Origin of the sequence: Streptomyces sp. NPDC014734 (genome assembly GCF_043083325.1) — a bacterium.
In the GTDB taxonomy this organism is placed as follows: domain Bacteria; phylum Actinomycetota; class Actinomycetes; order Streptomycetales; family Streptomycetaceae; genus Streptomyces.
Map to the genome: position 1 here is coordinate 53,566 of NZ_JBIBYN010000037.1, position 10,595 is coordinate 64,160.

The window sequence follows — 10,595 nt, forward strand, 5'->3', positions numbered from 1 at the left end:
TGGATCAGCCCCTGCGGCCGGGCTGTCGTCAGGGGTGATCGGGGCCGGGGCACGGCGCGGCACGCTCCAGGTCGAGTGTCGCGACGGCACCGTGCGGGGTGGCGTTCGTGAGGGTGAGCCGTGCGCCGATCACCTGTGCCTGGCCCATGGCGATGGTCAGTCCCAGTCCGTGGCCGTGGCCGCGTTCGGCCGATCCGGTGCGAAAGCGCCGCGGTCCCCGGTCGAGCAGGTCCTGGGGGAACCCGGGTCCGTGGTCACGGACGACGATCGTCGTGCCCTCGATCGAGATCTCGACGGGGGCTCTCCCGTGGCGGTGGGCGTTGACGATCAGGTTGGTGATGACGCGGTCGAGTCTGCGGGGGTCCGTCTCGGCGACCGGCCGCCGACCGGTCACGGTGAGCCGTGCGTCCAGCCCTGTGCGCCGTACGGACTCCTCGGCGAGTTCGTCCAGCGGCACCGGTTGGATGTCGGCGCGTTCCGTGCCCGTGTCGAGGCGGGAGATCTCCAGGAGGTCGTCGACGAGGCCGCGCAGGACCCGCACGCGGTCGCGGACGAGGTCGGTGGGTTCGCTCTCCGGCAGCAGGTCGGCGGAGGTGACCAACCCGGCGATGGGGGTGCGCAGTTCGTGGGCGACGTCGCCGGTGAAGCGCTGCTCGCTGTGCAGTCGGTCCCGGAGCGCGTCCGCCATGTGGTCGACGGCCGAGGAGATCTCGCCGATCTCGTCGTGGGCGTGGTCGCCGGTGCGCGCGTCCAGATCGCCGTGGCGGATGCGGCGGGCGGTGTCCGTGACGCGGCGCAGGCGCCGCAGCGGAAGTCCGGCGGCGAGCAGGGTGAGGGGCACGACGACGGCGAGCGTGGCGCCGGCAGCGTAGCGCATGTGCCGGTCGAGGGCCTGACGGCTCAGCTGGTCGGTGAGCATGGACGTGCGGACGGCGACCACGGTGCCGTCGATCCGGGTCGCCGCCCACATGGCGGCGCCGTGTGCCGGTTTGGTGGTGTCGTACCACGTGGCGGGGCCCGGCCCGGAGCCGAGCCGGTTCAGGAGCTCGTCCGGCACCGCGTCGCCGGTCACGTAGCCGGACGGCTGCCGCGGGGTGTGCCCGGGCGCCGTGTCGTCGCGGAACTCGGTCTCCGCCCTGCCGAGGTCGCGCTCGGCGGAGGCGCGGCCGAGGCTCAGGGAGCGGGCCTCGGTGGAGCGGTGCACCAGGACGCCGATGCCCAGGGCCATCGCACAGGCGGCGACGGCGACCGCGGCGGTGATCCTCCAGCGAAGGGATCGCGGATCGGCGAGGCGGCGCAGGGCATGGCGGGCCGGGCCGTCGGCGGTGAGAGTGGGGGTCATGGTGGTCCTGGTCCTGGTCCTGGTCGTCAGCGACGGAACCGGTAGCCGAAGCCGCGCACGGTGTCGATGTGATCGGCTCCGATCTTCTTGCGCAGCCGCTGCACCGCGAGGTCGACGACCCGGCTGTCGCCGTCCCATCCGTAGTCCCAGACCTTGCGCAGCAGGGTCTGGCGTTGCAGGGCGATGCCGGGGGCGGCCACGAACTCCAGGAGCAGCCGGAGTTCCGTGGGGGTGAGCCCGACGGGTTCGTCGTCCCTGCGGACTTCCAGGCCGCGTGTGTCGACGGTCAGGTTCCGGAAGGTGAGCAGGCCGGTGTCCGGACCGGGGGTGCCGCTGTCGCCGCGGGCGGGGAGGTTGGCGCGGCGCAGCAGGGTGCGGATCCGGGCCACCAGTTCGGCGGTGTCGACGGGCTTGACGACGTAGTCGTCGGCTCCCGCTTCGAGGCCGCCGATCACGTCGAGTGCGTCGCCCCGTGCCGACATCATCAGGATGGGGGTCTGGCTGGTCTCGCGGACCCGGTGGCACAGGCCGATCCCGTCGAGGTGCGGGAGCATGACGTCCAGCAGGAGCAGGTCGTACGTTCCTTCGCGGAACATCTCCAGGCCGGTCAGTCCGTCGGCGGCGGCCGAGGTCCGGTAGCCGTACCGCTCCAGGGCCAGTCCGACGGATCTGCGAATGGTTTCGTCGTCCTCGACGAGGAGGATGTGCACGCTCACTGCGGGGTTGCCTTCCTGTCGGCCCGGCCGTCTCGCCGGGCCGCTGTCGTGGGGCGATCGTAGCCACCGTCCGTCCCGTGCTCACAGACGCAGCGAGGCGGTGACGGGGAGGTGGTCGCTGCTGGTGCGCGGCAGGGTCGAGGACGCCGTGGGCGTGACGCCCCTGACGAGGATCTGGTCGATCCGGGCCACCGGGAAGGCGGCCGGCCAGGTGAAGCCGAACCCCTGTCCCGCCGTCCGCTGAGCGGAACGCAGGTGCCCGGTGAGGGGGCGCAGCGAGGTGTCGTCCGGTGTGCCGTTGAGGTCGCCGGCGACGACGACGCGGGGCAGTGGTTCGGCCCGTACCGCCTCGGCGAGCTTGGCTGCGGCCTCGTCGCGGCGCTGTGTGGCGAAGCCACCCCCCAGGCTCACGCGTACGGACGCGAGGTGGGCGACGTACACGGCGAGCGGTCCTTTCGGGGTGTCGGCGGTGACCCGCAGCGCGCGGGTCCACGGCATGATCTCGACGGGCTCCGGGTCCCGCAGCGGATAGGTGCTCCACACTCCGACCGTGCCGCGCACCACGTGGTACGGGTAGTCGCCGGCCAGTGCCTTCTCGTACGCGGGGGTGGTCCGCGAGGTCAGTTCCTGCAGTGCCAGCAGACCGGCGCCGGACGCGGCGAGGTCGTGGGCGGTCCCGCGCGGGTCGGGGTTGCCGTCGTGGACGTTGTGGCTGACCACGGTCACGTCGCCGTCGTCGGCGTGTTTGTCGGTGAGCAGACCACCGAACAGGAGGCACCACGCGGCGGCGGGGAGCAGAACGGCGACGGCGGCGAGCGGTGCACGCCTGATGGCGGCCAGGGCCAGCAGGGCGGGCACGCCGAGACCGAGCCAGGGCAGGAAGGTCTGGAGCAGGCCGAAGAGGTTGCCGGGCCCGGACGGCGACACGGCGGCGACGAGCATGACGGTCGCGGTCGCCGCGGCAACCGCCGCGGTCCTGCGTCCGCGCCGCGTCGCGGTCCCGCCGCGTGCGCCGTCCCCGTGCCCGGTGGTGTCGGCCTTGCGTGTGGGGTTCGCGGTCGTGCCCGCGTCGGTCTCCCGCCGGCCGGGCGCCGGGGGCGGGGCCGGGCGTGCGGCCCCGGTCGGCGCGCCGCTCCGGTCGGGGGCGGCCCGGGGGTCCGTCCCGTGCGCGGTGCCGGACCGGGGACCGCTCCGGCGGCGCGCCCCGTCCGGTCCGGCACCGCGTATCGCCCGTGCATCCACCCGCGACCACCTCTCCAGGACATGTGCGCGATGGGCCGCGCACTCCTCCTCACCTTCGGCGGGGCGCGCATCCGGGCCGTTGTGGCCGTGCGTCGGGCGGCGCGCGGAATTGTGTCGGTCCTGTACCGGCGCGCTCTTGCGCGGACCGCGCGGGGCGAGGACGGTGTGCGGGCGGGTGGAACGGTCGTTCCGGCCGGTCCGTCGGCGGATCGCATCGGGGCCGTGCGAACCTCTGGGACAGCTGTCCTGAGCAGTGGAATTTCATGAACGCTCCTCGGCCCGACGCGATATGCTGATGCAGATTGTGCAAACGGTTTGCAGAATGGGGAGGGCCATGGCTACGCGGGCGACCGACGTGGGGACGAACCAGAGTGTCGAACGGGCGGTCTCGGTGCTGCGCGCACTCGACTCCGGCCGCGCCGAACTACGCGTCTCCGATGTCGCCGAACTCACCGGACTGGGCTCCTCCACCACCTCCCGCCTCCTGTCCACCCTCGAACGCCTCGACATGGTCGAACGCGACCCCGTCAGCAGCCTCTACCGCCTCAGCCTCGGCATCCTCCCGCTCGCCGCCACAGCCGCCAATCGCCACCCGGTCCACCGCGCCGCCCGCATGGTCCTCCAGGACCTCGCCACCCGCACCGGGCTCGGGGCCAACGTCGCCGTCCGTCGCGGCACCGAGCTGATGTTCCTGTGCAATTTCGAGGGGACCCGTGCCCCCAAGTCCCACACGCAGGCAGGTCACACCGCCCCGCTGCACGCCACCGGCATCGGCAAGTGTCTGCTCACCGGCCTCACGCCCAAGGAGCGCCGCAAGCTGCTCCCCGAACCGCTCTCCGCGCACACCGACTACACGACCACCAGCCACGACCTCCTCGACGCCGAGATCGAGACGGTCCGCCGCACCGGCTACGCCGTCGAGGCCGAGGAACGCGCCCTGGGCCGCGCCTCCCTCGCCGCGCCCGTCCGCGACGCCTCGGGGGACGTCGTCGCCGCCATCTCCCTGTGGGGCCCCGCCTCCCTGCTCGGCAACCACACCGAGGCCGAGGGGCAGCGTCTCGCCCTCACCCGCGAGGTCATCGAGGCCGCGGACGCCGTCAGCCAGGCACTCGGCGCTCTCTGACGCACATGACGAAGGGGTCCGGTGAAGGTCGTACGACCTTCACCGGACCCCTTCGTCGCGCCGTTACGCGCCGTACGCCTTGAACGCGATCACGTGCGCGTTCCGCGCCCCGTGCGTCGCGTCCACCACGAGCCTCAGCGCGTCGGTGCGCACGGGCCCGCCGTCCGCGCCGCCGATCCGGTGCACGCGGTGGCGGCGGCGGTTGTCCGTCACCGTCAGCAGCGTGTGCCAGGTGCCGTCGGGCTCACGGCTCTGGACGCGGTAGTCGCGGACCAGTTCCGGCATGATCTCGAACGGGGTGCGGTGGCGGTGCAGGTTGTTGAGGTACTCGTCGACGTCGTCGTCGAAGACCAGACGGGTTTCGGTGAGCAGCTGTTCCCCGTCCCATTCGAGGCACAGCGACTGCTCGGCCCGGTCCGGGTCGGGAAGTCGCCCGGACGACCACATCTGCGGGCCCCCGTAGGCGCGCTGGAATCCGCCGACGGCCCGCTCGGGCCGGAACGCCGCGGTGTCCGGGGTCGCACGGAAACCGAAGGTGCGCCGACGCAGGCCGCGGGCCTGCCAGTCCAGGACCAGTTGACCGTCCTCCTCCGGGATGTCGTGGTCGACGGCCGCGTCCCCCTCGGCCCTGCTGCGCAGAGCGAGGACGCCGTCGGTGCGCTCGGGGACGAGGACCAGCGCCGCGCCCGGGCAGGCGCGCACGATCAGGACGACGTTCTCCGGGGTGTCCGGGCGGTGGTCGAGGCGGGCCGTGACCCAGTGCGGGCCGTCGGCCGGCACGGTCACCCCGGTGGTGAGCAGGTGATCGACGGGGACCGCGTTCTCGGGCCTGCCGGTGCTCCACAGCTCCACGGTGAGCTCGCTCGGCCGCTCGCCCGGGGCGCCGTGGACGAGCAGGTCGACCGTGTCGAGTGCGGGGTCGACCGGCAGCAGCAGCGCGAGGTCGCGGGTGAGCGGGTACGGCTCGCCGGGTGCGGCCGGTGTGGGTTCGGCGGCCAGGCGGCTCAGGTACGAGGAGGCGCTGACGCGTGCCGTGCGCGCCAGGTTGTCGGGGTCGTCGTCGGACAGGCCGATGACCGAGGCGTCCTGCCGCAGCAGGGTGCGGCGCACCAGCTCGGGGCGCTCGGCGGCGAGTTCGCGCGGGCCGATGCCCTCGGCGACGCACAGCGCGGCGGCCGTGCCCGCGGCCTCGCCGAGCGTGGCGCAGGTGGCCATGACACGGGTGGCGCCGAAGGCGATGTGGGTGGCGGAGATGTTGCGCCCGGCGAACAGGAGGTTCGTGACGTTCGCCGAGTACAGGGAGCGCAGCGGGATGTGGAAGATGCCGTCCGCGTAGCGCTGGCGTGCGCCCGGCTCGTCGGCGTACATGCCCTGCACCGGGTGGAGGTCGACGGACCAGCCGCCGAAGGCGACCCGGTCCTCGAACTGACGCTGTTCGAGGATGTCCTGCTGGGTCAGCATGTGATCACCGAGGAAGCGGCGGTACTCCCGCTTGCCGGGGAGGCTGCCGACCCACTCCAGCGTCAGGTTCTCGGCGTCCGGGAACTCGCCGGAGTTCTTGATGTGGTCCCAGATGCCCATGATCACGGACTGGAGTTCGTCGCGGATGCGCTCGTTGTCGTGGACGGTGTCGAGCTCACCGCCCCACTCGATCCACCAGTAGTCGCAGCCGTTGTCGCCGGTGCGCAGCACGCGGTTGCGCAGGATGGGCGTGGTGGTGAGGTCGCGGGCACTCGCGGGCGGCACGAACTTCACCGGCCGGCCCACGTCCTTGGTGTGGAACAGGATCGTCGATCCGAGCAGCGCCTCGTCCTGCTCCTCGGGCGCCCAGGGCTCGCCGAACTCCGCTCGCGCCTCGCGGCCGATGCGGTACTGGGCGCCGGCGAGGTGGCCGAGCAGGCCGTCACCGGTGCAGTCGAGGAACTGCCGCGCGTGGAAGGTGATGCGCCGTTCGGAGCCCATCATCCAGCCGGTGCAGGAGTGCACCTCGCGCGCGTCGTCCGGGCCGCTCGCGTCGACCTCCCGGACGTCGGTGTTGAGGTACAGGTCGATGCCGGGCTCGGCCCGGACGGCGTCGAGAACCACCTGGTCCCAGTAGTACGGGTTTCCCTCGGGGTTGCGGTACTGGTTCTCGGTGTACAGCTCGCCCATGATGCCGGTCTCGCGGGCCCACCGGTGCACGCCGTGGGCGGTGGCGCCGCAGACCCATACGCGGATCTCGCTGCTGGCGTTGCCGCCCAGGACGGGCCGGTTGTTGACCAGGGCGACGCGTCGGCCGAGCCGGGCCGCGGCGATGGCCGCGCAGGTCCCCGCCAGGCCACCGCCGATGACGGCGATGTCGTAATGGACCTCTTCTTCCCGCACGGTGCGGCCTCCTTGGTGTGAAGCTCGAATGCTCTCCGCCACTGCGGAGCCACCTTGAACGTACATCACATCCATATTGTGCAACCACTGTTCAGCCAGTGGGATGTGCTGTAGGTTTCCGGCAGCCGACGACACCGCCGCCGTAGGCATACGACCACGTTCGTGCCTCATGCCGCGGCTTTGCCGGTCTTGCGCAGAACCGGCGATCCACCGACCAAAAGGGTTGACGCCGTCGCACGATATGGAGAACGATCCCGCATGCTGCAACTTGCGTTCCATGGAGCATGCATGGCATTCATACAGGGCCCCGATCGGAGCAGGGGACAGGACGACTTCCCTCTCACGCCCGGTCGCGCCGCATCCGTCTGCCGGTGCACGGCCTCGCGTGCCACGCCCCGCACCACTGCTCCCGCCCCGTTCGAGAGGACACACCCATGAGTACGGCCGCACCTCCACAGAAGGCCGCTCCACACCGTGAGCGGTCCGGCGGACGGCTCTCCAACGGCGCGTTCGCACTGCTGCTCACCGCGCCGGGGCTCGCCCTGTTCGCGACGATCATCATCTATCCGCTGGTGTCGGCGCTGTTCACCGGCTTCTTCAAGCAGGACCTGCGGCTGCCGGGCCGGGAATTCGTCGGCCTGGAGAACTTCGCCTACTGGCTGGACGGCGAGTTCCTCACGATCCTCAAGCAGACGCTGATCTTCACCGTCGGTGCGACGCTCGTCCCCTTCGTGATCGGCTTCGCGCTCGCGCTCGCGCTGAACTCGGGCCTGAAGGGCAGCGGCTTCCTGCGCGGCCTGTTCCTGTTCCCCTGGGTGATCCCGGGCGTGGTGGTCTCCTTCCTGTGGATGTGGATCTTCAACGCGAACTACGGCGTGCTGAACGGCGTCCTCATGAAGGCCGGGATCATCGAGGAGTCCATCTCCTGGCTCGGCCAGCCCGGCACCGCCATGCTCGCCGTCATCGTCACCAAGACCTGGGCGAGCTTCCCCTGGATGATGGTGATGCTCCTGGCCGGTCTGCAGACCGTGCCCAAGGAACTGCACGAAGCGGCCTCGATGGACGGGGCGGGCTCGATCCGGCGCTTCTTCGCCGTCACCTGGCCGCAGGTCCGCGGTGTCGCCTCGATCGTGCTGCTCCTGGAGTTCATCTGGAACTTCCAGCACTTCGACACCATCTACGTGCTCACCGGCGGCGGCCCTGCCGGTACCACCGAAACCTTCGCGACCGCCGTGTACCAGACCGCCTTCAAGGGCTTCGACATCGGGCGGGCGACCGCGCTGGGCGGCCTGTGGATGCTGCTCCTGCTCCTCCTCGTCGTCGTCTACCTCAGGATCACCGAGCGGAAGGGCGACGCCCGATGACCTCCACGACCTCCACCCCGCTGGCCGGCACCGGCCGGCACCGGACCACCGCCGCATCCGCCGGACGCAGCTCGCGACGCCGCATCCGCAAAGACCTGCTGCGTTCGCGGATCGCCGCCTGGACCGCGGTCCTGCTGATCGGCGCCTTCGGCATGCTGCCGGTCTACTGGCTGCTGGCCACCGCCCTGAGCAGCCCCGAGCAGACCTTCCAGTTCCCGCCGAAGCTGATACCCACCGACATCACCTTCAGCAACTTCACGGCCCTCGCCGAGAACGAGCAACTGATCACGTACCTGGTCAACTCGCTCATCGTGGCCTCGATCACCGCCGTGCTGAGCGTGGTCGTCGCCACGTACATGGGTTACTCGTTCTCCAAGTTCCGCTACCGCGGCCGGCGCTCGCTGATGCACATGGTGCTGGCCTCCCAGATGTTCCCGCAGGCACTCCTGCTGGTGACGCTGTACGCCGTGTTCTCCGGTTTCGGCCTGCTGAACACGTACACCGCCCTGGTGCTGTCCTTCACGACGTTCACGATGCCGCTGTGCGTCTGGATGCTGAAGGGCATCTTCGACACCATCCCGGACGCCCTGCTGGAGGCCGCGTCCATCGACGGCGCGTCCCGGTGGCGGACCCTGCACTCCATCGTCGCGCCGCTGGCCGCGCCCGGAATGATCGCCGCCGGCCTGTTCGCCTTCGTGCGCGGCTGGAACGACTTCATCTTCGCGGTGACGCTGGCCGACAAGGAGAAGCAGACCCTGCCGCCCGGCCTCGTCTCCACCTACATCGGCGAGTTCCAGACCGCCTGGCCCGAGCTGATGGCGGCCTCGCTCGTGGTGTCCGTCCCGGTGGTCATCGCCTTCATGTTCCTTCAGCGCTACCTCGTCGGCGGCATGACCGCCGGCTCGGTCAAGAGCTGAGCCGGCGGGACCGGCCCGCCCCCCTCCCCCACACCCTCCGCCCCCCACTCCCTTCCCCTTCCACCCACTTCCCCATGGAGACACCATGACCACCTCTGGCATCAGCCGGCGCGGCGCGCTGCGCATGTTCGGCATCGGCGCGCTCGGTGTGGCCGGCGCCGGTGTGCTGGGGGCCTGCGCCCCGTCCGGCGCCGGCACCTCCTCCAACGGAGGCGACACGAAGTCCAAGAACTTCGACTTCACCTCCTGGTCGCTCAACGAGGAGGCCGCCAAGCCCTCCATCGAGAAGATCATCAAGGCGTGGGAGAAGGCCGAGAACTCCAAGATCCGCGCGGTCTCGTACCCGTACAACGAGTACCTGAGCCAGCTCACCCTCAAGCTCGGCGGCGGGGAGACGACCGGCGCGGTGCACCTCGACATCGCCTGGCTCGCCGCGGTGGCGCAGATGGGCAAGCTGGCCGACCTCGGTTCGGTGGCCCTGAAGGGCGGCTACACGAACGTGGCGCTGGACAGCGGCACGTACGAGGGCAAGCAGTACGGTCTGCCGTGGAACACCGGCTCGATCGGCGTGATCGCCAACTCCAAGCTCCTGGAGAAGGCCGGCATCAAGAAGCACCCCACCACCATCGAGGAGTTCGAGGACGCGCTGAAGGAGCTGAAGGGGCTCGGCGGCGGCATCGTGCCCTACGCCGCGGCCACCAAGGTCGCGCAGCTCAAGGACATCTTCCCGTGGATGCAGACCTTCGGCTGCAAGCTCCTGGAGGGCGACCGGGTGACCATCGGCGACGACGCCTCCATCGACGCGGTCACCTGGTACAAGAAGCTGCACGACGCGAAGCTGATCGCCGCGGACGTGGACCGCTTCGACGCGCGCGCCCTGTTCGGGCAGGGCAAGGCCGCCTTCTACGACGACGCCATCATCGGCAAGGGCGTGACCTCGGCCCAGTCCAAGGACAAGACGCTTGCCGACGCGATGCAGCCGATGAAGCGTCCGGTGCTGCGCGCCGGTGACACGCCGCAGGCGCTGCTGTGGGGCGGCGTGATCGCGATCGTCAAGGGCAAGGGGCAGGACGCGGCGACGCAGTTCGCGCTGCACGCCACCTCCGACCGTGACACCACCACCGAGTACTTCGCCTCCCGCGCCCTGCCGCCGTCCACCACGGCGGGCCTGGCCGACCCGAAGGTCGCGAAGGACACCTTCACCACCGAGTGGACCGACAAGATCACCAACACGGCCACCGGCAGCCCGTTCTGGCGGTTCGCGCAGAACGCCCAGATCGAGGAGGCCGTGGCCAAGCAGGTCCAGGCCGTCCTGGTCGGCAAGTCCAAGCCGAAGGACGCGATGAAGAAGGCCGGCGAGGAAGTCACCGCCCTCACCAAGCGCTGAGCCGCCGCACGGCATGCCGAAGGGCCCGGCGGAGATCGTTCGATCTGGCGGATTCTTGGGGTCCTCGCAACACCTGATGGCTTACGTGGTCGTCAGTAGATCACGCAGGCGCTCGGCTGGGGTTTTCCAGCCGAGCGTTT

8 protein-coding genes are annotated in these 10,595 nt (G+C 70.7%); 4 read left to right on the top strand and 4 right to left on the bottom strand.

The window, feature by feature from the left end:
- Positions 1 to 28 precede the first annotated feature (28 nt).
- The 3 genes from ACF1CT_RS35620 to ACF1CT_RS35630 all read right to left on the bottom strand — a co-directional run bounded on the left by ACF1CT_RS35620 (position 29) and on the right by ACF1CT_RS35630 (position 3,300).
- Positions 29 to 1,342, bottom strand: a complete 1,314-nt coding sequence (locus ACF1CT_RS35620; protein ID WP_391788169.1) for a sensor histidine kinase — start codon at positions 1,340 to 1,342, stop codon at positions 29 to 31.
- A 26-nt stretch (positions 1,343 to 1,368) separates the two neighbouring features.
- A complete protein-coding gene (gene cseB / locus ACF1CT_RS35625; protein WP_391788170.1) occupies positions 1,369 to 2,058 on the bottom strand; it encodes a two-component system response regulator CseB in 690 nt (229 codons plus the stop codon).
- A gap of 81 nt (positions 2,059 to 2,139) precedes the next feature.
- Positions 2,140 to 3,300 carry an endonuclease/exonuclease/phosphatase family protein gene (locus ACF1CT_RS35630; protein ID WP_391788171.1) on the bottom strand — a complete coding sequence of 387 codons (1,161 nt, stop codon included), beginning with the start codon at positions 3,298 to 3,300 and terminating at the stop codon, positions 2,140 to 2,142.
- Positions 3,301 to 3,634: 334 nt separating this feature from the next.
- Between ACF1CT_RS35630 and ACF1CT_RS35635 the strand changes: the two genes are divergently transcribed.
- Entirely contained in the window at positions 3,635 to 4,423 is a 789-nt protein-coding gene (locus ACF1CT_RS35635) for an IclR family transcriptional regulator (RefSeq protein ID WP_391788172.1), read from the top strand.
- A gap of 63 nt (positions 4,424 to 4,486) precedes the next feature.
- Here ACF1CT_RS35635 and ACF1CT_RS35640 read toward each other — a convergent pair whose 3' ends face one another.
- Positions 4,487 to 6,787 (bottom strand): FAD-dependent oxidoreductase, encoded by a 2,301-nt coding sequence (locus ACF1CT_RS35640; RefSeq protein ID WP_391788173.1) that lies wholly within the window; start codon positions 6,785 to 6,787, stop codon positions 4,487 to 4,489.
- A gap of 434 nt (positions 6,788 to 7,221) precedes the next feature.
- Between ACF1CT_RS35640 and ACF1CT_RS35645 the strand changes: the two genes are divergently transcribed.
- The 3 genes from ACF1CT_RS35645 (at position 7,222) to ACF1CT_RS35655 (ending at position 10,455) form a co-directional block, all read left to right on the top strand.
- Positions 7,222 to 8,151: a carbohydrate ABC transporter permease gene (locus ACF1CT_RS35645; RefSeq protein WP_391788174.1), complete on the top strand. Its 930-nt coding sequence runs from the start codon at positions 7,222 to 7,224 to the stop codon at positions 8,149 to 8,151.
- Entirely contained in the window at positions 8,148 to 9,068 is a 921-nt protein-coding gene (locus ACF1CT_RS35650; RefSeq protein WP_391788175.1) for a carbohydrate ABC transporter permease, read from the top strand. The genes ACF1CT_RS35645 and ACF1CT_RS35650 overlap by 4 nt, the downstream gene beginning before the upstream one ends.
- A gap of 85 nt (positions 9,069 to 9,153) precedes the next feature.
- A complete protein-coding gene (locus ACF1CT_RS35655) occupies positions 9,154 to 10,455 on the top strand; it encodes an extracellular solute-binding protein (protein ID WP_391788176.1) in 1,302 nt (433 codons plus the stop codon).
- Positions 10,456 to 10,595: the final 140 nt, after the last annotated feature.

Excerpts from the sequence above, each read along its gene's own strand:
- ACF1CT_RS35620 (WP_391788169.1), bottom strand. The coding sequence starts at position 1,342 with ATGACCCCCACTCTCACCGCCGACGGCCCGGCCCGCCATGCCCTGCGC.
- ACF1CT_RS35635 (WP_391788172.1), top strand. The coding sequence starts at position 3,635 with ATGGCTACGCGGGCGACCGACGTGGGGACGAACCAGAGTGTCGAACGG.
- ACF1CT_RS35645 (WP_391788174.1), top strand. The coding sequence starts at position 7,222 with ATGAGTACGGCCGCACCTCCACAGAAGGCCGCTCCACACCGTGAGCGG.
- ACF1CT_RS35650 (WP_391788175.1), top strand. The coding sequence starts at position 8,148 with ATGACCTCCACGACCTCCACCCCGCTGGCCGGCACCGGCCGGCACCGG.
- ACF1CT_RS35655 (WP_391788176.1), top strand. The coding sequence starts at position 9,154 with ATGACCACCTCTGGCATCAGCCGGCGCGGCGCGCTGCGCATGTTCGGC.